At 37.0% G+C, this 24,541-nt stretch carries 20 protein-coding genes; all 20 read left to right on the top strand.

What is annotated here, in order from left to right:
* Window positions 1–464: 464 nt before the first annotated feature.
* The 20 genes from HNP36_RS07090 to HNP36_RS06995 all read left to right on the top strand — a co-directional run bounded on the left by HNP36_RS07090 (window position 465) and on the right by HNP36_RS06995 (window position 24,489).
* A complete protein-coding gene (locus HNP36_RS07090) occupies window positions 465–2,378 on the top strand; it encodes a nucleoside-diphosphate sugar epimerase/dehydratase (protein WP_184159025.1) in 1,914 nt (637 codons plus the stop codon).
* A 317-nt stretch (window positions 2,379–2,695) separates the two neighbouring features.
* Window positions 2,696–3,406 carry a polysaccharide biosynthesis/export family protein gene (locus tag HNP36_RS07085; RefSeq protein WP_228456277.1) on the top strand — a complete coding sequence of 237 codons (711 nt, stop codon included), beginning with the start codon at window positions 2,696–2,698 and terminating at the stop codon, window positions 3,404–3,406.
* Between the two features lie 3 nt (window positions 3,407–3,409).
* Window positions 3,410–5,746 (top strand): GumC family protein, encoded by a 2,337-nt coding sequence (locus HNP36_RS07080; protein ID WP_184159029.1) that lies wholly within the window; start codon window positions 3,410–3,412, stop codon window positions 5,744–5,746.
* A 2-nt stretch (window positions 5,747–5,748) separates the two neighbouring features.
* Window positions 5,749–6,717 (top strand): SDR family oxidoreductase, encoded by a 969-nt coding sequence (locus HNP36_RS07075; protein WP_184159031.1) that lies wholly within the window; start codon window positions 5,749–5,751, stop codon window positions 6,715–6,717.
* Between the two features lie 21 nt (window positions 6,718–6,738).
* Window positions 6,739–8,031, top strand: a complete 1,293-nt coding sequence (locus HNP36_RS07070; RefSeq protein WP_184159033.1) for a nucleotide sugar dehydrogenase — start codon at window positions 6,739–6,741, stop codon at window positions 8,029–8,031.
* Between the two features lie 131 nt (window positions 8,032–8,162).
* Window positions 8,163–9,536, top strand: a complete 1,374-nt coding sequence (locus HNP36_RS07065; RefSeq protein ID WP_184159035.1) for an oligosaccharide repeat unit polymerase — start codon at window positions 8,163–8,165, stop codon at window positions 9,534–9,536.
* Window positions 9,533–10,630, top strand: a complete 1,098-nt coding sequence (locus HNP36_RS07060; RefSeq protein ID WP_184159038.1) for a right-handed parallel beta-helix repeat-containing protein — start codon at window positions 9,533–9,535, stop codon at window positions 10,628–10,630. The genes HNP36_RS07065 and HNP36_RS07060 overlap by 4 nt, the downstream gene beginning before the upstream one ends.
* Window positions 10,630–11,868 (top strand): oligosaccharide flippase family protein, encoded by a 1,239-nt coding sequence (locus HNP36_RS07055; protein WP_184159040.1) that lies wholly within the window; start codon window positions 10,630–10,632, stop codon window positions 11,866–11,868. Before HNP36_RS07060 ends, HNP36_RS07055 begins: the two co-directional genes overlap by 1 nt.
* Window positions 11,865–12,893, top strand: coding sequence for a RimK family alpha-L-glutamate ligase (locus HNP36_RS07050; RefSeq protein WP_184159042.1), 1,029 nt, complete (start codon window positions 11,865–11,867; stop codon window positions 12,891–12,893). Before HNP36_RS07055 ends, HNP36_RS07050 begins: the two co-directional genes overlap by 4 nt.
* A gap of 368 nt (window positions 12,894–13,261) precedes the next feature.
* On the top strand, window positions 13,262–14,428 hold the full coding sequence (locus HNP36_RS07045; protein WP_184159044.1) for a glycosyltransferase family 4 protein: 1,167 nt from the start codon (window positions 13,262–13,264) through the stop codon (window positions 14,426–14,428).
* Window positions 14,425–15,336 (top strand): glycosyltransferase family 2 protein, encoded by a 912-nt coding sequence (locus HNP36_RS07040; protein ID WP_184159046.1) that lies wholly within the window; start codon window positions 14,425–14,427, stop codon window positions 15,334–15,336. The genes HNP36_RS07045 and HNP36_RS07040 overlap by 4 nt, the downstream gene beginning before the upstream one ends.
* 1 nt (window position 15,337) lies before the next feature.
* A complete protein-coding gene (locus HNP36_RS07035; protein WP_184159048.1) occupies window positions 15,338–16,663 on the top strand; it encodes a polysaccharide pyruvyl transferase family protein in 1,326 nt (441 codons plus the stop codon).
* A 2-nt stretch (window positions 16,664–16,665) separates the two neighbouring features.
* The gene (locus tag HNP36_RS07030; RefSeq protein WP_184159050.1) at window positions 16,666–17,835 is read left to right on the top strand and encodes a glycosyltransferase family 4 protein; all 1,170 of its coding nucleotides are present in this window, start codon (window positions 16,666–16,668) and stop codon (window positions 17,833–17,835) included.
* Entirely contained in the window at window positions 17,828–18,433 is a 606-nt protein-coding gene (locus tag HNP36_RS07025; protein ID WP_184159051.1) for a sugar transferase, read from the top strand. Before HNP36_RS07030 ends, HNP36_RS07025 begins: the two co-directional genes overlap by 8 nt.
* An 18-nt stretch (window positions 18,434–18,451) precedes the next feature.
* Complete coding sequence (locus HNP36_RS07020) at window positions 18,452–19,054, top strand: acetyltransferase (protein WP_184159052.1); 603 nt, start codon at window positions 18,452–18,454, stop codon at window positions 19,052–19,054.
* Between the two features lie 18 nt (window positions 19,055–19,072).
* The gene (locus HNP36_RS07015) at window positions 19,073–20,230 is read left to right on the top strand and encodes a DegT/DnrJ/EryC1/StrS family aminotransferase (protein WP_184159053.1); all 1,158 of its coding nucleotides are present in this window, start codon (window positions 19,073–19,075) and stop codon (window positions 20,228–20,230) included.
* A gap of 629 nt (window positions 20,231–20,859) precedes the next feature.
* Complete coding sequence (locus HNP36_RS07010) at window positions 20,860–21,489, top strand: TetR/AcrR family transcriptional regulator (RefSeq protein ID WP_184159054.1); 630 nt, start codon at window positions 20,860–20,862, stop codon at window positions 21,487–21,489.
* Window positions 21,490–21,645: 156 nt separating this feature from the next.
* Complete coding sequence (gene bla, locus HNP36_RS07005; protein WP_228456275.1) at window positions 21,646–22,506, top strand: class A beta-lactamase; 861 nt, start codon at window positions 21,646–21,648, stop codon at window positions 22,504–22,506.
* A 31-nt stretch (window positions 22,507–22,537) separates the two neighbouring features.
* Window positions 22,538–23,434 carry a class A beta-lactamase, subclass A2 gene (bla, locus tag HNP36_RS07000; RefSeq protein WP_184159056.1) on the top strand — a complete coding sequence of 299 codons (897 nt, stop codon included), beginning with the start codon at window positions 22,538–22,540 and terminating at the stop codon, window positions 23,432–23,434.
* Entirely contained in the window at window positions 23,434–24,489 is a 1,056-nt protein-coding gene (locus HNP36_RS06995; protein WP_184159057.1) for a serine hydrolase domain-containing protein, read from the top strand. Before bla (HNP36_RS07000) ends, HNP36_RS06995 begins: the two co-directional genes overlap by 1 nt.
* Window positions 24,490–24,541: the final 52 nt, after the last annotated feature.

Genomic DNA, 24,541 nt, shown 5'->3' with positions numbered 1-24,541 from the left:
ATTGGTGCTGTTTTTTTTATGCAAATACTTCAGCTGTAAGTACTTTTATGAATTTTAATAATGATAAATGATTTTTAATGTTAATTTTTTAAATCGTTCTTAAAAAATATAAAATAAAGGCTGAGTGTATAAAAACGCTGTCAAGTACTATTGCTTAAGGAAAATTACATACTTTATCACTGAACTCATCTCTTCAAAGAGAACCGGGACATACGCATTTTATCGGTTTAAATCATAAATTTTGTGTGGCATTTTAGCGTGCTGTTTCCAGGCTGGAAAATATTGTACTGCAATAAGATATGAATATTTTTCGGTTAAAAATATAGTAATTTTTGTAGCAGTATTTATAAAAATTAACAAATAATATTGAAAAATATTATTAATAATTAATTATATTTGCTTAAAATTAAAAACCACCAAATGTTGAATTAAGAATAAAAATATAATGTTTTTAGGCTTGTAGTATGGTGAATGTTTTTAAAATCAAAGAATTAAGATATATACCCAGGTGGTTGATTTTTTTTATTGATATTTCAATTGTTTCTTTTTCTGTTTTAACCACGTATTTATTCTTAAAAAACCTGCATGTAAAAATTAATTTTACTGAATATTTCAATGGGAATTTTTTTGTAATAATTATCGTCAATATTCTGTTTATGTTTCTCTTTAAAACATATGCGGGAATTATAAGATATTCCACTTTTTTTGATTTTTTTAGAATTCTCTGGGCGTCTGGCTGCGCTCTTGTTGTGTTGTTGGGCGTAAATCTTATGTCGCATATGCTGCTGGGAAAACCTATGTATCTGTACCCGGCTCTTTTTCTGTTTTTCTTGACTTCTGTCTTTCTGATGTTCTTTTTAAGGATGTCTGCCAAGAGACTTTTTAGGTCGTTTGCAGGGTCTGAGAGGAGGTTGCCCAGGCTGAGGATTGCTATTGCTGGAGTAGAAGATGAGTCTGTATTATTGGCAAATGCTATCATTCATAATCCCGGCCATCCTTATCAGCTGGTGGGTTTCTTCAGTGCAAGATCGGATTCTAAAAAGGCAATGCTGCTTGGTTATAAAATTCATAATAAAAAAGACCTTCTTAAAAATGATCGTTTGGCGAATCAGTTTGATGCCGTTTTAATCAGGGAGATGATGAGCAGGCAGAAAATGGAAGAGTGGACAACTCTTGCGCTGGATAAAGGTTTGAAAGTGTTGAAAGCACCCTGTATTCATAAAATGAAGGAAAATGGTGTTGCAGGAAGTATCCGTCCGCTTCAGATTGAAGATCTGCTGGACCGTGCTCCCATAAAAATAGAAAGCGAAGCGGTGAAAAACCGTCATTGTAATAAAAGTGTTCTGGTAACCGGAGGGGCCGGGTCTATTGGAAGTGAAATTGTCCGGCAGGTTGCCCGGTTGAACTCATCACTTATTGTAGTGGTGGATCAGGCTGAATCTCCTTTGCATGAGCTGAAGCTTGAACTGTTGGAGAGGTTTCCCGATCAGAACTTCAAATTTGTATTGGCGGATATTTCAAATCATTACAGGCTTGAAAAACTGTTTAAGGATTATAGTTTCTCGATAGTATATCACGCTGCTGCCTATAAACATGTTCCTTTAATAGAGGATAACCCGCATGAAGCTGTTTTTGTGAATATTGGAGGGACCAAAAACTTGGCTTTACTGTCCAGGCAATATAACGTTGATTATTTTGTGATGGTATCTACGGATAAAGCTGTGAACCCTACCAATGTAATGGGTGCCTCCAAGAGAGCTGCTGAGCTTTTTGTGCAGTCTTTGCAAAACTCCCCGGATAATACAACGAAATTTATCACCACTCGTTTTGGAAATGTGCTGGGTTCCAATGGTTCCGTAATTCCCCATTTTAAAAAGCAGATTGAAAAAGGAGGTCCGGTTACAATTACCCATCCTGATATCATTCGCTATTTTATGACAATTCCTGAGGCTTGTGAATTGGTGCTTCAGGCCGGAACGATGGGGAATGGAGGTGAAATTTATGTTTTTGATATGGGGGAACCCGTTAAAATCCTGGATCTGGCTAAAAGAATGATAAAACTGTCCGGATATACACTTGATGTTGATATTAAAATTGATTTTATCGGTTTGCGGCCCGGGGAAAAACTTTATGAAGAGCTTTTAACGGATAATTCCACTACAATTCCTACGCATCACGAAAAGATAATGATTTCCAGGGATCCGGTGATGGAATTTGAAGAGATAGAAATGTTGTGTAAACAGATTATGCGTTCGGCTATAAAAAAAGACAGTCTGCAGGTTGTTAAAATATTGAAGGAGATTGTTCCGGAATTTAAAAGCAATAATTCAGAATTTGAAATTCTTGATATAATATCAAAACATGAAGTATATCAATAACATAGTTTAAATTATGGAAAAAATAATTTAAAAATAAATAAATATTTTTATCAATTTTATTTAATCGGAACGAAAATTGCTGCAAAAAGAATTAATCTTAAAAATAATACAGTACTGTAAATATTTTCACGTTTAAGTGAAATTTTTATAATTCAAAAAAATATTTATTATACGATTCTGTATCATTAATGTTTTGATGAAATTCAATGCAAACACCACAGTAGATTTAAAAACATATGAAGAGAACCATTATCACATACCTAATCCTGCTATCGGTCACCTTACTGTCATGTAAGCCTAAGCAGAATATGGTATACATGTCAAAGCATAATATGGAGGAGGAAGTTTCAAAGGCGAAATTTCAGGGTTTGCATATTCAGGAAGGAGATGTTCTTCTGATTCTTGTTTCCGCTCTTGATGAAATTGCGGTAAAACCTTTCAACCTTAATACAGCCAATAAGGTCGGGAGCGAAACAAATACCGGAATTAACCAATATGTACAGCCCAGCGAATACCTTGTGAATGAAGAAGGCTATATCTCTTTCCCGGTACTGGGAAATGTTTATACTAAAGGAATGACCCAAGTGCAGCTGAAACAGGACCTGGAATCCCGCCTGAAAAGATATCTTACAGATCCTATGGTATCAATTACCCTTAAAAACTTCAACGTAAGTATTTTAGGTGAAGTGAAGGAACCCGGACAGAAAGAAAGTGTTTCCCAGAAAATCAATGTTTTTCAGGCACTTGGCCTTGCCGGGGACATGACGGATTTTGGAGACCGTACCAATGTAAAGCTTATCCGTACCGGTGATGATGGGGTAGACCAGGTAGTGAATATTGATCTTACCAGATCGGATATCGTAAGCTCACCATACTATTATATGAGGCAAAACGACATATTGTACGTGCAGCCGGACAAAAACAAGCAGGTTCAGGCAAACTCCAATCCGAACAGGGCGCTTACATTCCAGATTATTGGTGCATTACTAACGGCAGGTACACTTATTATTGCTTTAACACGACGATAAAATATGCAGCAGACAGAATTTCAGGCAAAAGATGAAAAGTTGAATATAAGAAAGGCTATTTCTAAATATCTCTATAAATGGCCGTGGTTTATTGCCTCTGTTTTGATCTTTGTAGCAGGCGCATATACTTACCTCAGGTACAGCATTCCTAAATACCAATCGAAGACCACCCTTAAATTTGATAAAAAGCAAAACGATCTTTCCTCTGCTTTGGCAGATCTGGATAATCTCGGGATAGGACTGGGAAATGCTGATGAGTTGAAAAGCGAGGCGGCAGTTGTAAATTCGAGGCCCATACTTATGCAGGTGGTGAAAAACCTTAACCTTAATGTAGAGTATTTCAGTGCAGGCGAAATTAAAGATTCCCAACTCTTTGTTAAAGTACCTGTTACTGCCGAAGTATTGGCTTACACTAAAGAAAAGTTTGTTTCTTCCGGATATAGCATAACGGAAATAAAGGGAAATCAGTTTACCCTTCACACTGAGAAAAAAAAGAATATTACAGGAGAATTTAATGTTCCTGTACGGCTGGATTTTGGAATTGTAGTTCTCCGGAAAAATTCTGAAATTACTCCAAAATCAGAGTATAAAATTGTTTTCTGGAACCCTGTTGAGAAAGTTAAAAAACTGGAAAAAACAATACAGGTCAATTTGCCGGATGAAAAAGCAATGTTGATGGACATCAGCCTGATAGGATCTCTCCCTGAAAAATCAGAAGCCATTCTCAATGAAATTACCAAACAGTATAATCTGGACGGGCAGAGAGATAAAAATCTCCAGGCTCAGAATACCCAGGAATTTATTGATAAAAGACTGGAGGTTATTACCAAAGACCTTTCCGGGGTAGAAAACCAGAAAGAAGACTTTCAAAACCGTAACCGTATTGTAGATCTGCAGGCGCAGGCAGAACTGGCATTGCAGAATACCAGCGAAAATACAAAAGCGCTTCTTCAGCAGCAGGCCCAGCTGGATCTTCTGAACTCTCTTTCATCAGAGGCTTCAAAAGGAAACAGTCAGTTGATGCCGTCCAATCTGGGGCTGAATCCTTCATTGGAACAAACGATTTCCCAGTACAATTCACTTATTATCACCAGAAACAAAACCCTTAAGCAGGCAACCAATGAAAACCCTGCTGTTATAGAAATGAACCGGGAAATTGCTTCCCTGAAAGATGTAATCCGTGATAATATCCATGAGCAGAAACAAACGGTGCAAACGGGTATTTCACAGCTGCAAAACCAGATCACAACAAACAACGGTGTTATAGAGAAGGTTCCGGGGCAATCTAAAGTTTACAGGGGAATAGAGCGCCAGCAGAATCTTAAAGAGCAGCTCTTCCTGTTTCTTCTGCAAAAAAGAGAGGAAAACGCAATCAATCTGTCGGTAGATGTTCCGAAAGCTAAAATTGTAAACCCCGCGTTTACAGAAGATGCTCCGGTGTCACCTAAAAAAGATATTATTTTTCCGGGAGCTTTTTTCCTCGGGTTATTGATTCCTTTTGCAATTTTCTATTTACTCTTCCTTCTGGATGATAAAATATACAGCAGGGACGATATTAAAGAGCGTTCAGGGCTGGGGGTACTGGTTGATATACCTTCACTTAAAGACAATGAAAACCATCTGGTACAGAAAAACGATTTTTCAGAGCTGGCGGAAGCATTCAGGGTGCTTGTTTCCAATCTGAAATTTGTTTTGCCGGCAAAAGATTCTGCCAAAGTAATCATGGTAACTTCTTCCGTGAAAGGGGAAGGGAAAACCCTCGTATCTGTTAATCTGGCCCTAACCATAGCAAATAAAAACGGAAGAGCCCTTCTGATTGGTTCGGACATCCGTAATCCCCAGATCCAGCGGTATGACAGCGAGCCCGTAAAACGCAAAGGTCTCACCGAATTTTTATACGATGATTCGGTAAATGTGGAAGATCTTATCCATGCATCAACTACCAATCCTTTCTGCGATGTTATTTATGCGGGAACAATTCCACCCAATCCTCAGGAACTGCTTTCCAATGGAAGATATCAGAAACTTATTGAACAGATGTCTTCTCAGTACGCTTATATCATTATAGATTCCGCTCCGCTCATGCTGGTTTCGGATACATTGAGTATTGCTGATACTGCCGATGCAACATTGTATGTTTTGCGGTCCGGAGTATCGAAAAATATATTGGTGGATTTTGCCAATGACCTGGTGAGGGACTCTAAACTTACCAATGTATCCTTTATTATTAATGATGTTTCGAAACGTGCGGGAGGATACGGATACAACTACAGCTACGGCTACGGTTACAGCCAGACCAAAGACAAGAAAAGCTGGTGGAACAAAATTTTTAAATCATAGAAATGAATAAAATTTTAATTACAGGAGGAGCGGGGTTTATTGGCTCTAACTTAACGGAGTATTTTTTAAATAAGGGCTGTCATGTAGTTTGCCTGGATAATTTTGCAACAGGACACCGCCATAATATCGATCCTTTTCTTGAAAATCCAAACTATAAACTCATTGAAGGTGATATCCGTGATTTGGAAGTTTGTCAGAAAGCAGTGGAAAATGTAGATTATATATTGCATCAGGCGGCATTGGGTTCGGTTCCGAGATCCATTAAAGATCCTGTTACGAGTAACGATGTTAACGTTTCCGGGTTTTTAAATATGCTGGTTGCTGCACGTGATGCGAAAGTAAAGCGTTTTGTATACGCTGCTTCATCATCAACCTACGGGGATTCTGCTTCATTACCTAAAGTAGAGGACGTGATCGGGAAACCATTATCGCCATACGCCATTACCAAATATGTAAACGAACTGTATGCTGATGTATTTGGGAAAACCTACGGGATGGAATGTATCGGCTTAAGATATTTCAATGTATTCGGGCGCAGACAGGACCCAAACGGTGCTTATGCTGCTGTGATTCCCTTATTTGTAAAACAGTTAATCAATCATGAATCCCCGACAATTAACGGAACGGGAGATTATTCACGTGATTTTACCTACATCGACAATGTTATTCAGATGAATGAGCTGGCGATGCTTACGGATAACCCGGAAGCAGTGAATACGGTTTACAATACGGCAGTAGGAGACCGCACTACATTGAATGACCTGGTAGGGTATCTTAAAAAATATTTAAGTGAATTCGATGAAAAAATTGCAGGTGTTAATGTTATTCATGGTCCGAATCGTATCGGTGATATACCGCATTCATTGGCTTCCGTTGAAAAAGCAGAAAAATTATTAGGATATCAGCCTACCCATACCATAGAAAAGGGGTTGAAGGAAGCAATCAGCTGGTATTGGGAAAATTTAAAATAAACAAGTTTAAATCAAGTTTTTGTGGAAAAACAATATAAAATTGCCGTTATCGGATTAGGATATGTAGGATTGCCTTTAGCACGACTATTTGCAACACAGTATCCGGTTGTGGGCTTTGATATCAATCAGAAAAGAATTGAGGAGTTAAATACAGGTACAGACAGTACTCTGGAGGTAGAAAATGAAGTATTGAAAGCTGTATTAAAAAATGAAAATCCTTTTAATCAGACCAATGAAAAAGGATTGTACTGTTCTGATGATATAAAGGATATTCAGGATGCGAACATTTACATTGTTACCGTTCCGACACCGGTTGATAAGCATAACCGTCCTGATTTGACTCCATTATACAAATCTTCGGAAACTGTTGGCAAAGTATTGTCCAAAGGAGATATCGTGATTTATGAATCTACCGTATATCCGGGCGTTACTGAAGAAGAATGTATTCCTGTCCTGGAAAAGGTTTCAGGATTAAAATTCAATGAGGACTTTTTTGCAGGATATTCACCGGAAAGAATCAATCCCGGAGATAAAGAGCATACGGTGGAAAAGATATTGAAGGTTACCTCAGGCTCTACACCGGAAATAGGTGAGGTGGTAGATGGTTTGTATAAATCTGTAATCGTTGCCGGAACTCATTTAGCTCCAACCATTAAAGTTGCAGAAGCTGCTAAAGTTATTGAAAATTCACAGAGAGATATTAATATAGCGTTTGTAAACGAGCTGGCAAAAATTTTCAACCTTCTGGATATTGATACCCACGCTGTATTGGCGGCTGCAGGAACGAAATGGAACTTTTTACCATTTAAACCCGGATTGGTAGGCGGTCACTGCATCGGTGTTGATCCTTATTATCTGGCGCAGAAAGCCCAGGAAAACGGATATCACCCGGAAATTATCCTTGCCGGACGCCGTCTCAATGATTCTATGGGGCAGTATGTGGCTTCCCAGCTGGTAAAAACCATGATTAAAAAGAAAATTACGATCAATGGGGCAAGGGTTTTAAATCTTGGAATCACCTTTAAAGAAAACTGTCCTGATGTGCGTAATACCAAAGCGGTAGATGTTATCCACGGACTTGAAGACTATGCTTTGCATGTCACTACTTTTGATCCGTGGGCCAAGCCTGAAGAAGTAAAGCACGAATACGGCCTTAGCGTTGTGAATGAAATTCCAAATGAAAAGTTCGATGCCATTATCCTTACAGTAGCACATAACGAATTTATGGGCATTGACCTGAACCATTATCTAAAAGAAGACGGGATCATTTATGACGTGAAGGGAGTTCTGGAGGAATGTGATTCCAGGTTATAATAAAGTTTAAAATAAAAGCCGGGAGAAGAGTAAATTTTGTTTTTCTCTCAGTTTTCCGGAATCTTTTCCGGTCTTGAAATGTTTGTGCCGTATTATTATTTATTAACTGGGAAGTAAGCTGTCTGTTGAGCATGGAGGTAAATAAATCATATAAATTAGTTTTATTCACTTTAAGTTTTCTGTTTTTCTGCATAGGTTTTTTTATCTATGGGAAAATCAGCAATACTTCCTATCAGGATGTTTACTTTTTGCCCATAGGGTTGGGCTTTTTTACATTATTTATTTCCAACATATTTGTAAAGCTTAAATCTTATTTTATTTTCTGGGTGATAACCATTCAGCAGCTTATACGGTATATTGTTATTCCTTTTCTTTTTATAACGGGTGATAAATTAAAATTCGGAAGTACAACGGTGAATGAAGCCTATGCAGTTTCAATGATGCTTATTGAGCTGTTGTTCATATTGATTGCCTATCATATCTGTACCTTTTCAAAAGAAGGAAAACCTAAGAAAAGGAAATTGGATTTTCTACCGTTGAATACCATTACAACCGGTTTATTTTTCCTGTTTGTACTGATTATTGCATCGAACAGAAGCTTTCTGCATAAATTAAGTTTTGTATGGGATATTGCTACCTATTTAAAACTTAAGGTTTCCGGGGATCTGGAAAATATTTCCCCGCTGGTAAGTATTATGTTCCCTGTGATGAGGGCATACATCGTTCTATTTATTTTTTCACTGATCAATTCATTTAAATTAAAACAAGGGACAAAGCTGATGCTTTCCATGCTTGTTGTATTGATCAATGCGACTGTTATTATCGGGATCAGCCGGTTCAGTATTGTGTATGCTTCCTTTCCTCTGATCCTGTTGCTGGTTTATTTCTACCCGGATTACAGGAAAAAGGTTGTGACGTATACATCTGTTTTCTTTGGGTTGATCTTAATGATAGCTTCATTGGCCAAGTTTTCCGGGAATACCAAAAATGCCGATGTGGGAGGCTTTTTTACACTTCACCAGCTGAATGCTTATTTTGGAGGGGTGGCCAATTATGCCATTGGCTATGATTCCTATCAAAAGAACCAGGTAAACCCTTTTGACAAATATTATTATTTCGTTTCTGATATCACGCAGAATATCCCTGTACTCTCGAAGTTTTCCAACGACAATTATAAGACAAACATCAGGTTCAATAATCATATCTATGGGGCAGGCCGTTCCAGGGACCAGATTGTACCGGTTTCGGTAGCGGGGCTTTATCATTTTTCAAAGTACTTTTTTTACATCTATATATTTGTGTTAACTGTCTTGGCCTTTAGATTTGAAACAAAAGCTTATACTGTAAATTCCCCTGTTTTATTTTTTTTATACATCATTTTAGCTTTTGGCTGTGCAACATCCATGATGATTAATATTGGTTCCCTTTCCGCTACATTATTTATTAACCTGGTTGTATTTATACCATTCTTTACAATAATTAACAAATTAAATCTGACAAAATGAAAAAGCTGATATTCTTATTTTTTGTCTTGATATATTTTTTAGGAAATTGTCAATATTATGTTAAAGACCGTTTTTCAGGGTATGAAACAGTCAGAAGCAAATATTTTCAAAAGGCAAAAGACATAACTTCCTATCTTCCGGAAGGGTATTCTAAAAACGGAGATACGGATTATACTTCTTACATCCAGAAAGGACTCAACGAAAATTCTGCCCTTATAATGCCTGATTTTCCTGTTCTTATCAATGAAAACGGATTGGTACTGAAATCCAACCAGAAAATTCTTTTTCAGAAAAGCTCAAAACTTATCATGAAGCCTAACGGTAAGGACCGTAACGGGATGCTTAATTTGTTCAATATTCAGAATGTAGATATCTATTATCCCAATATTACAGGAGATAAACACAAGCATTTATCGGCTGCCGGAGAATGGGGAATGGGAATCTATATACTGTCATCAGGCAAAATCAATATCATTGGTTCTTATATTGAAAGCAACTGGGGCGATGGTATTTGTATAGGCAGCAGAAATAATATTAACTCTTCAGACATAACGATTAAGAATGTAATTTTAAAAGATAACCGCAGAAACGGATTAACTATTGGGGGTGTCGTTAATCTGCTGTTGGAGAATGCTTACATCGCCAATACATCCGGAACTAATCCTCAGGCGGGAATAGATATTGAGCCGGACAGTAATTCCTACGAAGTAAAAAACGTTAAGCTTAACAATATCGAAACTGAAAACAACGGCAACTACGGAATCATCATTTCTCCCGGAAATATGGTTGGAAAACAGCAGAAGGCCATTTCAGTGGCGATTAATAATTTTAAAGATAACGGTTCCAGGATCGGCTTCGGGCTGGCTGTAACCAGGGACAAGCCCAATGCAGGCTTCCCTCAGCTTAACGGGAATATCAGCGTAAGCAATTTTTCTTCACAAAATAATGCAACGGCAAAATTCAGGTCATTTAAAGGAGCTTCGCACCAGGTGAATGTGAATATGGATTTTGGAAAACTGGGTGCATCTTCCAAAAATGCAAATGGCTTTGGCCAGAAATTTAAAAACAATGCCGAAACGATTACCTTGAAATAATGGTTAACAGAATAAAGAAAATTTTTAATACCAAAGATAAAAAAGCGCTGTTGGAAAACTTCGTTTCATTATCCGCATTGCAACTGATAGGTATGGTACTGCCGTTAGTTACTCTGCCTTATATTCTGAGGGTAATAGGCTTTGAAAAATATGGAGTCATTGTTTTTTCAGCATCACTTATTGCTTACTTTACTGCCCTGACGGATTTTAGCTTCAGGATTACAGCAACCCGTGACGTGGCCATTTACAGGGATAGCCCGAAAAGGCTGAATATCATCTACAGTAAGGTTTTAACAATTAAAACACTTTTCCTGTTGTTATCCTGGCTTATCATTGCTATAGCGGTTTATCTGTATCCGCCGTTCTACGAGAACAGGGAAATTTATTTTTATACAAGCTTGCTTTTATTAGGCTATGTATTATTTCCCGAATGGTTTTTTCAAGGTATTGAAAAGATGCGCTATATCACTTATCTGAATTTGGGAATTAAACTCTTTTTTACCTTATGTGTCTTTATTTTTATTAAAAAGGAAAGTGATTTCTGGATTTATCCTCTTCTGCAAAGCGCCGGATATGTGGGAGCAGGCTTGGTAGGGCAATATGTGCTGGTAAAGAAATACAAACTGAAATTCATATTTCTGCCTTATAAGCTGATTGTTAAAACGATAAAAACCAATTCGCCCATTTTCATCAACCAGTTTGTCCCGAATCTCTACAACAATACCAGTACTTTTCTGTTGGGAATTTTAGGAACACCAAAGCTGGTGGGGATTTACCAGGCTATTTTAACGGTAGTTAACCTGATTGTAACCCTGATTGAAATTCTTTCCCGTGTATTCTTCCCATTCCTGAACCGCAAAAAAGATGCATTCCAATGGTATAAGAACATGATGCTCATTACCATAAGCGCAATGATTATTGGCGTGCTGGCTTTTAATAAATTAATCTTCTGGTACCTGAATATAAACTATGAAAATGCATTCTGGATCTTATTCATATTGGCGATAGGATTGTTTGGTTACACCTTATATAATATTTTCGGACTCAATTATTTTATTGTGCACCGTCAGGATAAATTAGTTATGAAAAATACCTTACTGGCCTCTGTCCTGGGTTTTATTTTGGCTTATCCCCTGATTCACTTTTATTCTGTTCTTGGGGCTGCTATTAATTTATCCCTGGCAAGATGCATTATGGGCGGAGGATTATTTTATAAATTTTTTAAAACGAAGAAATGAAGATAGCAGTACATCACCGTAAAGGAAGCTTTTCTGACCGCTGGATTGAATATCTGGAAGAAAAAAATATACCTTATGTGATATTGAATGCATTTGATAATGATATTATCGGGCAGGTAAAAGAAAATAAAGTAACCCATTTTATGTGGCATTTCAATCAGAATTATTATGAAGATATGCTGCATGCAAAAACCTTGTTCAGATCCCTTAAGCAGATCGGGATCGAAACCTTTCCGGAAGAGGATGCTTACTGGCATTTTGACGATAAAGTAGCCCAGAAGTATCTCCTGGAAGCTTTGGGGGTACCATTGGTAAAAGCAGACGTTTTTTATCACCGGAAAGAAGCGGAAGAATATATAGAAAATACGTCATTCCCGAAGGTTTTTAAATTAAAGGGAGGAGCCGGATCCATTAATGTAAAGCTTATTAAAACAAAAAGCCAGGCAAGAAAGATTATAAATCAGGCTTTTGGATGTGGATTTAACGCTTTTGATTCCTGGACGGTTTTTACAGATACCATCGAAAGATTCTGGAGACAGAAAACAGTGCATAATTTTTTAAGAGTTGTAAAATGGGGTTTTAAAGGGATTTTTGTAGATAAACAGTACAAAGTTTTTCCCAAACAGAGAAACTATGTTTACTTCCAGGAGTTTATTCCCGGACTTACCTATGATATAAGACTCATCGTGATTGGCGATAAATGTTATTATCTGAAAAGAAATACCAGAGATAACGATTTCAGGGCTTCCGGAAGTGGTATGCTGGAATTTGCGCCCGGAAAATTTAACCTGGAATCAGTGAGTATTGCTTTTAAAACTGCTCAGCAATTGAATATGGTATGTGTTGCGTATGACTTTATCTTTGATTCCGGGGATAATCCCTTGATGGTAGAGATCAGTTATGGATTCCAGCCTTATGTTTATGACCGTTGCTTAGGTTTTTACGATAAGTCGCTGAGCTGGAATGAATCCGGAGTTAATCTTGAATATGAAATTGTTAATAGTTTTTTAAATAAGTTTCCATAAACCTAATATTTTTCTGATATTTTTTCATTTTGCCATAAGATATTAAAAATAATCTTTGATTCAAATATTTGTGATATATTATTTTTTTGTATATTTGCTTTATGTAGTGAAAAATTCATTCATAATTAAATTATATTAATAAATAGTTTACATAATTATATTATTTTAAAAATAATTTTACTACATCTTTACTATATCTGCACACACAGATTTGAAAAAAAATCATTTTAATTATTGAAAATACTGACAACATTTTCAGGCTTTTAGCTTTGAAGATATTGTAATTGTTCACTCATGTGAAACTTAGCTTTAAAAAACTTATAACTCAATTTTGTCTGATTATACAACAATAATGAAAGTGATATAAAATGAATATAATTTTCCTTGAAGCCGTTCAGATTCATGGTGGTGCTCGTAAAAGCACCATAGAATTGGCAAAACGACTAAATGAAGAGGGGCATAATTCGGTTATCGTAGATTTCTGGGGCAGTTGCAGTGAATTTATAGAAGATGTGCAGGCCAATAAGATCCCAATACAGATTTTAAAGAAAAATGATAGCCCAATTGCAATTTTTGGTACCAGAAATCCCTTTAAGATAGGGATCAATATCATTTTGTTTTTATTGGACTGGATCAGGCTGAAAAAAGAATTTAAAAAATTTCAGAGCACCTTTAAGCCGGATGTGGTGATCATCAATAACATCAAAACCAATTCGCTCTTAAAGAAAGGGAAAGACTATAAGATAGCTTATTTTGCAAGAGGCTGGTTTGCTTATAATTCTATAGGTTTCCTTAAAAAATTAATGTTTAAGTATAATTCCGATTATTTCATCGGAGTATCCCAGTCTACAAGACAGGCCATCTATACGGGCGGTTTGGCTCCTTTGGAAAAAATCTTTGTTGTACCCAATGCTATTGATCTGACGAAAGTAGATCGGTACAAAAAAGAAAAACCGGAGCGTAAGGATAATGATCCTATGGTGATCCTGCATTGTGGCGGCTTTTTACCGGCAAAAGGTCAGGATCTGTCAATTTCTTTGGCAAAGAAGCTAAAGGATAACAGTATTAATTTTAAGATGATTCTGATGGGAGCTGTATATGATACACCCGTTTCAGAGAATTTTTTAAATAAAATCAGGGCTGAAATTAATCAGTATAAGCTGGATAATCATGTAGAGATTCTGCTCAACCAGAAAGATCCGTACAGTATTTTTAAAAACAGTGATATTCTCATACATCCGTCCGATACCGAGGGTTTGCCCCGTGTAATTATGGAAGCCTTGGCATTTGAAATACCTGTTATTGCCAATCCCGTGGGAGGAGTTACAGATTATATCCTGCACAATTTTACCGGATATATTGCTACCCACAATAACGTGGATGATTATTATGAATATATCTGTAAACTCTATTATGACAGGGAATTGTATCAGTTTATCGCCGGCAACGGAAAATCGCTGATCCTCAATAATTACGACAGGAAAAACCAGGTAGAGGAGTTCGATAAAATCTTTAAAAAATTGGGTAAAGCATGAAGTCAATTACCGTTTTTACACCTACTTTCGATAGAGAAAAGACTCTAGCCAGGCTTTATAATTCCCTGTGCAGCCAAAGCAGCCAGGATTTTAAATGGATCATTGTAGACGATGGCTCAGGTGATAATACTTCCGCTCAGGTTCAGCAATGGATAGAAGAAGGCAGCATTGAAATACAATATTATTACCAGAAGAATAAAGGAAAACTGGCCGCCCAGATTTTAGCTTTGAATTATATAGATACTGAATTATTCACCTGTATCGATTCAGATGATTACATGCCGGATGACAGCATCGAAAACATATTAAAATTTTGGAAAACCAATAAAAAAGCCAATTCCGCAGGGATTATTGGTCTGGATGCCTATGAAGATGGTTCCGTGGCAGGCGAACACTTACCGGATATTAAAGAATCTACATATTCTGAACTGGTAGATCACTACAAAATTAAAGGAGACAAGAAATATATTTTTGATACGGAAGTGTACAAAAAGTACCTGCCGTATCCCTATTTTGAAAATGAAATTTTTCATGAAGTCAGCTGGATCTTTACCCTGATTGACCAGGAGTATAAATTCCTTCTCTCAAATGAAATTTACTGTATCATAGAATACCAGCAGGACGGCCTGTCCAATGGACTCTACAAAAGATATAAAGACAGTCCCAATTCATTTATCGAATACAGAAAAGTAAAAATGAAATACGGAATCAGTAAAAAAATAGTGCTGAAGAACTCAGTACATTATATCTCCTCATGTCTTTTTGCCAAAAAATGGAATTTCTTTAAAGATTCCCCCAACAGGTTTTATACGCTCATAGCCATTCCCTTCGGAATAGCACTCAATGTATACATCAGCCATAAAGTAAAACAGAACACACAAAGGATTAAACAAGGAAAACTGATTTAGAATGAACAATGCTATAATAGTACCGGGAGTAACGGATTTGAATAAAGGAGATCAGGCATTGGTCTGGGAAAGCTGGAGGCTGGCAAAAGATACCGGGCTTTATGATGAAGTGTACATACTGGACGCCGGAGATAATGACGAAGAAAGGGCACTGTTATGCAAGCAGTCCGAGGAACACGGCTTCAAACTATTGGATAATATTTTAAAGCATCCGCGAAGAGGGCAGCATAAAGCCGATCAGCATATAAAAGAATCCGGATTTGAGCTTTTGAAGCAGATTAAAAATGCAGGAATGGATTTTAAAAACACCAGGCATCTCATTAAAATATGCAGCGATCTTGAAAAAGTAAAGAAAAACTTTGATGATAAGACCTACCAAACCGTTAAGCAGTTTCATGAGGCGAAAACCGTTTTTGTGAAAGGCGGAGGTTTTATCCATGCTTATGGTGAAAAAACAGCTCCGTATTTAATGTGGTATTTCCTGTTTTATGTAAGACTTGCCAAAGCGTTGGGAAAAAAAGTAGTTTTTCTGCCCAATTCTTATGGACCGTTTATAGGGCTGACGGTTAAACAACAGGTACGTACAGTATTCAATCAGCTGGATTTGGTGTATGCACGTGAAAATGTATCTGCAAAAAGCTTAAGTGAGTTATTGGGCAAAAATATTCCTGTAGAAATGGATCTTGGATTTTTCCTGGAAAAAGGAAGTCAGGAAGAAGCACTGAAAATATTACAGAAATATAATATAACAAAAGAAGATAAAATTGTAGGAGTTACCATCCGGCCGTGGCGTTTCCCGGGCTTACCAAATCCGGAAGCATTGTACAAAAAATACATCGACTCGGTTGTGGAGCTTACCAAGCATCTCTTAAGCAAAGGATACAAGGTTGCTTTATGTAACCAGTCTTTAGGCCCGAATTCTCATGAAGATGACCGTAATGCCATAAAAGATTTGCTTGAGAAAATCCAGCATCCCGATATCATCTGGATCAATGAAAACCTATCCTGTGATGTCCTGAAAGCAGTTTATTCCAATTTTTATTTTTTCATAGGGACACGTTTTCATTCCATCATATTTTCACTTACCTCCTTAGTTCCTTCCATTGCAATAGGGTATGGAGGCAACAAGGCGCTGGGAATTATGGGAGATTTTAATCTGGACGATTATGTTATTCAGATTCAGGATGTACAGCCGGACCTGCTGATAAAAATGTTTGATAAGGCTATTTCAGAATACGATCAGATCAAACTGAAGCTGGATCAGTCTATGAGCCTGGTTGCAGAGAGCAGAAACAGATTAATAAAAGACATTCAATCCTTATATTAAATATGAAACTAATCCGGACATCAACAATACCATTGTCTTTAAATGTTTTGTTAAAAGGACAGTTAAAGTTTTTAAATGGATTTTATGAAGTTGTGGGAATAGCTTCCAAAGGTCATTTGCTTGATGAAGTAGAGCAGAGAGAAGGTATAAAAACAATTGAAGTCAATATGGAAAGAGGAATAAGTCCTTTAAAAGACCTGACTTCTCTCTATCAGTTATATAAAATTTTAAAAATAGAAAAACCCCTTATTGTACATTCCATTACCCCTAAAGCAGGGCTTTTAACAATGCTGGCGGGTAAAATTGCCGGAGTACCTATCCGTATGCACACATTTACAGGGCTTATTTTTCCAACCAGGAAAGGAGCGGTGCAGAAACTTCTTATCAGCATGGACCAGTTGTTGTGCTGGGCTGCTACCCATGTTTATCCGGAAGGAGAAGGAGTGAAAAAAGATTTGATGCAATACAGAATCACTTCAAAATCGTTAAAAGTGATCGGGAACGGAAATGTAAATGGGATCGACCTGACCTATTTTTCACATGGGCAGATTACTGCAGAACAGAGACAGCTTCTAAAGCAGGAACTGAATATCAAAGACACTCATTTTGTTTTTGTATTTGTAGGACGTTTGGTAGGAGACAAAGGAATTAATGAACTGGTTAAAGCATTTTCCTTTTTAAATAAAACAGGAAGCACACAATACCGGCCTAAATTATTATTGGTTGGTCCGCTGGAACAGGAACTGGATCCGCTGGAACAGAACACCTTGGAAGAGATTAAAAATAATCCTGATATCATATCTGTAGGCTTTCAGAAAGATGTCCGCCCTTATTTTGCAATTGCTGATGCATTGGTTTTTCCAAGTTACCGGGAAGGTTTTCCCAATGTGGTAATGCAGGCCGGAGCGATGGGATTGCCAAGTATCGTTTCCAATATCAATGGCTGCAACGAAATTATTGTAGAAAACAGGAACGGAGTCATAGTTCCGGCAAAGAATAGTGAGAAGCTCAAAGAAGCAATGATAAGAATGATATCAGATGTGGATTATTATCATCAGCTGAAAATGAATGCCCGGCCAATGATTCAGTCCCGCTATGAGCAGTCCGTGGTTTGGGATGCCTTATTAAGTGAATATAACAAACTGCTTAAAGAAAGAAAATATCGTGTATAAATTTTTTTTTAAACGGATGATAGACTTTACGGTTGCATTAACAGGCCTGATTTTGTTATCTCCTGTTTTTATCGTGGTAACAGTGTTACTGTACATCGCAAATCAGGGTAAGCCTTTTTTTGTTCAGACCAGACCGGGCCTGAATGAAAAAATGTTCAGCATCATCAAGTTCAAAACAATGAATGATAAAAAAGACAGACAGGGCCATTACCTGCCGGATTCGGAACGTTTGACGGCTATCGGGCGTTTTATCCGCCAGACTTCCCTGGATGAGCTTCCGCAGCTAATTAATGTATTAAAAGGAGATATGGCACTTATAGGTCCGAGACCCCTGCTGCCACAATATATTCCTTTATACAATGAAGATCAGAAAAGAAGACACAATATACGCCCCGGTATTACGGGCTGGGCACAGGTGAATGGAAGAAATACTATTTCGTGGACAAAAAAATTTGAACTGGACATATGGTATATAGATCATTTGTCATTTGAAACAGACTGCAGGGTGATTCTTCTTACTTTAAAAAAAGTGATAAAAAAAGAAGGAATAAACCAGGCAGGGCAGGCAACGGCAGAAATTTTTAATGGGAGTAATTAATTTAAATGTAGACAGAGTATGTATTTATTCGGAGCAAGTGGTCATGGCAAAGTGGTAGCTGAAATAGCTGAAGAAACCGGTTATAAGATTGAAGCTTATATCGATGATAACCCTTTAAAGGAAAGAGTATTAAGCTATCGTGTTCTTCACGAAATTCCCCCGCATGAAATAGACATACTTATTTCTATCGGAAATAACAGAATTCGGAAAAGAATAGTGAAGCAGGGAGGATTGTTCAATTATATTACGCTCATCCATCCCAAATCGGCAATCTCCAAAAGAGTAAAGATCGGGGAGGGAACCATTGCCATGCCGGGAGTTACCATAAATGCGGCAGTTAAAATAGGAGCGCACTGTATTATCAATACCAATGCCTCTATTGACCACGATTGCATCATTGAAGACTTTGTTCATATATCTCCCAATGTCGCGCTGGCCGGAAATGTATATGTAGGTGAAGGAACCCACATCGGAATCGGGGCCAGTGTGATCCCGGGAATAGAAATTGGCAAATGGTGTACCATTGGTGCAGGAGCCGTTATCATCGCTGATGTTCCGGATGGTGCTACAGTAGTAGGCAATCCCGGGAAAATTATAAAGAGTAAAAGTTTAAAAATCTAGAATAGTAAAAGTAGAAATATGAAATCGAAAATATGGCTATCATCTCCTCATCTGGGGGGCAGCGAATTAAAGTATATCAAAGAGGCACTCGATGCAAACTGGGTAGCTCCTTTGGGTCCGAACGTTGACGGTTTTGAACAGGATCTGGAAATATTCCTGAATGAAAAAATTAAGGTAGCTGCACTTTCTGCGGGAACTGCCGCTTTACATCTGGCATTAATTGAGTGTAATGTAAGCGCTGGAGATGAGGTGATATGTCAGTCCATGACATTTTCAGCCTCTGCAAATCCTATCGTTTATCTGGGAGCTGTTCCCGTATTTATAGACTCTGAAAAAGATACCTGGAACATGTGCCCGGCTGCTTTGAAGGAAGCAATAGAAGACAGGATTTCAAAAGGTAAAAAGCCGAAAGCTATAATTGTGGTTAATCTTTATGGAATGCCCGCAAAAATGGATGAAATTTTAACCGTTGCAGACAATTACGGAATTCCTTTAATTGAAGATGCTGCCGAATCGTTAGGTTCCAGATACAAAGGGAAATCTTGCGGCACTTTCGGACGTTTTGGTATTTTATCATTCAATGGAAATAAAATTATTACGACCTCCGGAGGTGGTGCACTGGTCTGCCATTCCCAGGAAGATAAAGACAAAGCCGTATTTTTATCTACGCAGGCCAGGGACAAAGCGCCGCATTATCAGCACTCCCAGATTGGTTATAACTACAGGATGAGCAATATCAGTGCTGGAATCGGGCGGGGACAAATGGAAGTTTTGGAAGAAAGAGTAGAAGGACGAAGAAATGTACACCGCTTTTATGATGAACTTTGCAGGAATTTAGATGGAGTAACACTTTTCTCAGAACCAAGTTCAGATTTCTACAGCAATCACTGGCTGTCTGTTATTACCATTGACGAAACAAAATCATCAATAACTCCTGAAGACTTACGTCTGGAATTTTTGAAAGACGACATTGAATCCCGTCCTATCTGGAAACCAATGCACCTGCAGCCGATATTTAAAGACGCCCCGTATTACGGAAGAAAAGTAGCTGAAGAACTTTTCGGAAACAGCTTATGTCTGCCTTCAGGATCCAATCTTTCGGATGATGAGAAAGAGAGAATTGCGAAAGTGATGATTGATGTCTTTTCAGATAAGAAAGAATATTCTGTCCTGTGATAATATATTTTGTATGGCTATTTAAAAACAGTATGAACACCAAATCATTGATATAATACGATTAGAAGTGACCATTTTGAAATGGTCATCTTCTTTTTTATTTTTCAAGGAAGCTTAATTTTCTTAATAACTCATCACCTCTTAATGGATCAGAAAAGAAAGTTTAGAAATAGATTAATGAAAACGTATGTTATTTTTTACCATAAAATAAAACAACAGCATTAGGGTTCTAATGCTGCCGCTTACATTTAGTGTTTTTACCTTAGTATTTGGTGTTCGAAATTGCCTTTTTTGCTATGGAAACAATTACTTTCTAACTCTTTTAATACATCATCATTAGTGTGTTCAAATCATTATTTCTCCAACGCTTCATTCTGTCATTATTTCTGAAACATTTTTAAACTAAAGGAAATAAACTAAGGGGGCCGTTTTATGAAGGTCATTTATGTTCTTTTACAGACTCAATGTTAATGACTATTCCTGCGCGGAATTGTTCCTAGTTTTTTTCAACCTAAATAGTGTTTATATATGTAGAATGGTTTAGTTTCGGCAAATATACAAAATAAGACACTAATTAGTGTTTAAATTAATAAAATTTTTCATAAACTTGTATAATTGAATGCTTAATCATGGAAAGAAAATCAGCAGCAGGCAGCATCCGTAATAAGGAACGCAGTAAAAAAAAGTTTCTGGATGCAGTTGGAAAAATTCTGAAAACAAAAGGATATGCAGCATTGAAAATCAATGATATTGCTGCTACGGCAGGAGTAGACAAAAAGATGATCTACACCTATTTTGGCGGGATGGATGGCCTGATGGACGAATATATCCGTTCGCAGGATTACTGGAGTAATGTAACAACCGATCAGATAATGCCGGATACAGGAGATGGAGGAAGGTTGTTTATGGAAAAAATGCTGCTTCAGCAATTTGATTATGTACATACTAATAAGGAATTTCAAAAGCTGCTGCTCTGGCGTTTATCCGAATCCCGGAAATCTTTGACGAAGCTCACCAATATGCAGGAAGAAAGCGGAGAAAGTCTTTTGAAACTGGTTATTGATCCTTATTTTGGAGAACGTTCGTGGGACTTCCGTGCAATAGCTGCTATTATGGTTTCAGGACTTTATTATCTTAATATGTATGCTTCCGTAAATGGAAGTGTTTTTTGCGGGATAGATCTCAATACTGCCGATGGACGCGAAAAAATAAAAAAAGCAATATCTTTTCTGGTTGATCAGACTTATGAGAATCTGTAATATCTGAAAAGCTGAACGATATTCACTAGAAAAGAAATAAAAATTTTGGTATTGAATAATATTTTCTATTTTTCATAAAATATTTGAGTACCCGATAAACCCAAAACACAAATAATTTCCCAAATGATTCCCGGAAAAATAATTTTTTCTTTGTTCATGGCTTTATTGAGCCTAAATCTATTTGCTCAGAATGCCCAAAGTATAGTATTAAAAAAGAAAATTGAGGCATTACTTTCCGGAAAAAAAGCAGATGTCGCAGTTTCAATTTCCGGAGCAGGAAAGAATGATTTTATTGAAATTAATGGTGGAAAATTGTATCCAATGCTGAGTACAGTAAAGTTTCCGATTGCATTAACCGTTCTCAGCAAAGTGGAACACAATGAATTATCCATGAACCAGAAAATTTTTATTAGAAAAGAAGAGCTTTTGGAAAATACATGGAGTCCGTTTAAAAAAGAGCATCCCGAAGGAGATATATCAATAAGCCTGGAAGAGGCTATGAAATGGATGATTTCCTATAGTGATAATAACTTGACTGATATTCTTTTAAGATTAATTGGCGGCACGGAACAGGTACAGAAATTTATAGCTGGTAAAAATTTCATCATAAAAAACAATGAAGAGGATATGCATAAGGATTGGGATTCCCAGTTTGTAAACAAAATCACTCCCAATGAAGCAGTGCATCTTCTTAAAGAATTCCATAAAGGAAAACTTCTTAATAAAGAAAATACAAAATGGCTTTATGACACAATGGTGAACAATACTACCGGGGGAAAAAGACTTAAAGGAAAACTTCCTGAAAATATAAACGTTGCACACAGAACCGGAACATCTTTTACTAATGAAAAAGGAATGACCGGGGCAATTAATGATTTTGGAATTATAGAGCTTCCGGGTAAACAGAAAATATACATTGCTGTTTTTGTTCACAATACTTTTGAAAGCTTTGAAGATTCTGAAAAGATAATTGCCGATATTTCCAGACTTACCTATGATTTTTATTTAAAAAAATAAATATAAAACACTAACTGAAATTATAAATTTAATGAAGAAGCTTATACCTCTTACAGTCCTTCTGTCACTCAACCTTACTGTAAAAGCACAATCCACTGAAAACCTTAGAAAAGAAATACAGCAGATCATCTCAACAAAAAATGCAACCGCCGGAATATCTGTGAAAGGTATTGAAGATAAAGATACGGTAAGCATCAACGGAAATTTGAAAATGCCTATGATGAGCGTTTTTAAATTTCATATTGCACTAACTGTCCTGGATCAGGTGGATAAAGGAAAATTAAAATTAAACCAGAAGATCTTTGTAAAAAAAGAAGAACTTCTTCCTGATACATGGAGCCCCATGCGGGATGAATATCCGAATGGAAATGTTTACCTGACATTAGACCAGATACTGAGATATACCGTTTCGCACAGCGATAATAACGGCTGCGATATACTTATAAAGAGAGTAGGGGGTACTGAAGCCGTTCAGAAGTTTATCAATAAGCAGGGAATCCGGGATTTTACAATTAAAGTGGATGAACAGGGAATGTCTTCCTGGGATAATTTATACATAAATACCTCAACACCTTTGGCAACGACCGGGCTTCTGGAGAAATTTTATAAAGGAAAAGTCCTGAAAAAGGAAACAACAAAATATTTATACCAGATTATGGTGGAAACATCACGCGGCCTTACCTGGATGAAGGCAGGATTGCCAAAAGATACAGAGCTTGCTCACAGAACAGGAATTTCCGGAACGAATGACCAGAATCTCAGGGCAGCAATGAATGATGTAGGAATTGTTAAACTTCCTAACGGAAAACATTTTATCCTTTCCGTATATCTGAAAAATATTACCGAAGAAAGAGCAGAAACAGAAAAAACAATTGCTGATATAACCAAAGCAGTGTGGAATTATTATACAAATAAAAAACAGAATTAATGCAGTTAAAACTTACCGGATTTTTATTCACTTTACTTAGTCTTTCAATAACCAAAGCCCAGAAAACAGATGATTTTTCAAAAAAAATTGACAGTGTTATTACGAATTCAGATCCTATAAAATTTAACGGGACGGTTCTGGTAACAAAAGCCGGAAAAGTAAAATATGCTAAAACCTTTGGTTATAGCAACTTCAGTAACAATATTCCGTTAAAATCTGATGACCAGTTTGAAATTATGTCAAACTCAAAACAGGTTACAGCCGTTCTGATATTGAAAGAAGTGGAAAAGGGAAATATAAACCTTCAGTCTCCCATCAAAAAATACCTTCCGGATTTAACGGAGAGTTGGGCAGATTTGGTTACGGTTCATCAGCTTCTTAATCATACCCACGGAATTGTGGATACCGAGAAACCGCTTGTTTTTAAGCCCGGTTCACAATTCAAGTACGGTAACCTGTCTTATATGCTTTTAGGCGAAATCCTTGCAAAAATATCAGGTAAAACATATGTTGAACTGGCGGATGAATTATTCAGAAAACTGAACATGAAAAATACCTTCTGTTACAATAAAGATAACAAGCGGGGCCTTGTAAACGGTTACATGAACAAAGAAAATAACTTTGAAAAGGTAGAAAAATCATTCATAAATAATGATAATTTACCTGCAGCCGGAATTGTATCAACAGTTCATGATCTTTCATTATGGAACACGGCACTATTTGAAGGAGGATTACTAAAATCAGGAACATTTAAAATGATGACTTCGCCTACAACAAAATCACAGCATGATGTTTTTGGAAAAGAAGATATGGGATTCGGTTATAACGTTCGTATCATTAAAGAATCAGGGCTCAGTTATTATGCAGTAACCGGGCTTGGCGATGGTTTTACTTGCCTGAATGTTCATTTTCCTTCAGACGATGTCAATCTGATCATCCTGGAAAATCAAATGCCAAGAAACAGTGATTACTGGAGCTATAAGGAAGCCTTAATTAAAAATATTATTTTAAAAAGTGGTTTGCTTACCGGGCTTACTGATGGGAATGAAAAATAAGATTTAATCTGCATTGGTTAATTCAGGTATATTTAAAATTCATTTTATTGAA

Origin of the sequence: Chryseobacterium shigense (assembly GCF_014207845.1) — a bacterium.
GTDB lineage: Bacteria > Bacteroidota > Bacteroidia > Flavobacteriales > Weeksellaceae > Chryseobacterium > Chryseobacterium shigense_A.
Note: the sequence above shows the minus strand (reverse complement) of the source record. Positions and strands in the feature narration are given on the sequence as shown.

Excerpts from the sequence above, each read along its gene's own strand:
- HNP36_RS07030 (WP_184159050.1), top strand. The coding sequence starts at position 16,666 with ATGAAACTAATCCGGACATCAACAATACCATTGTCTTTAAATGTTTTG.
- HNP36_RS07060 (WP_184159038.1), top strand. The coding sequence starts at position 9,533 with ATGAAAAAGCTGATATTCTTATTTTTTGTCTTGATATATTTTTTAGGA.
- HNP36_RS07075 (WP_184159031.1), top strand. The coding sequence starts at position 5,749 with ATGAATAAAATTTTAATTACAGGAGGAGCGGGGTTTATTGGCTCTAAC.
- HNP36_RS07040 (WP_184159046.1), top strand. The coding sequence starts at position 14,425 with ATGAAGTCAATTACCGTTTTTACACCTACTTTCGATAGAGAAAAGACT.
- HNP36_RS07010 (WP_184159054.1), top strand. The coding sequence starts at position 20,860 with ATGGAAAGAAAATCAGCAGCAGGCAGCATCCGTAATAAGGAACGCAGT.
- HNP36_RS07090 (WP_184159025.1), top strand. The coding sequence starts at position 465 with ATGGTGAATGTTTTTAAAATCAAAGAATTAAGATATATACCCAGGTGG.
- HNP36_RS07080 (WP_184159029.1), top strand. The coding sequence starts at position 3,410 with ATGCAGCAGACAGAATTTCAGGCAAAAGATGAAAAGTTGAATATAAGA.
- HNP36_RS07045 (WP_184159044.1), top strand. The coding sequence starts at position 13,262 with ATGAATATAATTTTCCTTGAAGCCGTTCAGATTCATGGTGGTGCTCGT.
- HNP36_RS07015 (WP_184159053.1), top strand. The coding sequence starts at position 19,073 with ATGAAATCGAAAATATGGCTATCATCTCCTCATCTGGGGGGCAGCGAA.
- HNP36_RS07055 (WP_184159040.1), top strand. The coding sequence starts at position 10,630 with ATGGTTAACAGAATAAAGAAAATTTTTAATACCAAAGATAAAAAAGCG.
- HNP36_RS07085 (WP_228456277.1), top strand. The coding sequence starts at position 2,696 with ATGTCAAAGCATAATATGGAGGAGGAAGTTTCAAAGGCGAAATTTCAG.
- HNP36_RS07050 (WP_184159042.1), top strand. The coding sequence starts at position 11,865 with ATGAAGATAGCAGTACATCACCGTAAAGGAAGCTTTTCTGACCGCTGG.
- HNP36_RS07020 (WP_184159052.1), top strand. The coding sequence starts at position 18,452 with ATGTATTTATTCGGAGCAAGTGGTCATGGCAAAGTGGTAGCTGAAATA.
- HNP36_RS07035 (WP_184159048.1), top strand. The coding sequence starts at position 15,338 with ATGAACAATGCTATAATAGTACCGGGAGTAACGGATTTGAATAAAGGA.
- HNP36_RS07065 (WP_184159035.1), top strand. The coding sequence starts at position 8,163 with ATGGAGGTAAATAAATCATATAAATTAGTTTTATTCACTTTAAGTTTT.
- bla (WP_184159056.1), top strand. The coding sequence starts at position 22,538 with ATGAAGAAGCTTATACCTCTTACAGTCCTTCTGTCACTCAACCTTACT.
- bla (WP_228456275.1), top strand. The coding sequence starts at position 21,646 with ATGGCTTTATTGAGCCTAAATCTATTTGCTCAGAATGCCCAAAGTATA.
- HNP36_RS06995 (WP_184159057.1), top strand. The coding sequence starts at position 23,434 with ATGCAGTTAAAACTTACCGGATTTTTATTCACTTTACTTAGTCTTTCA.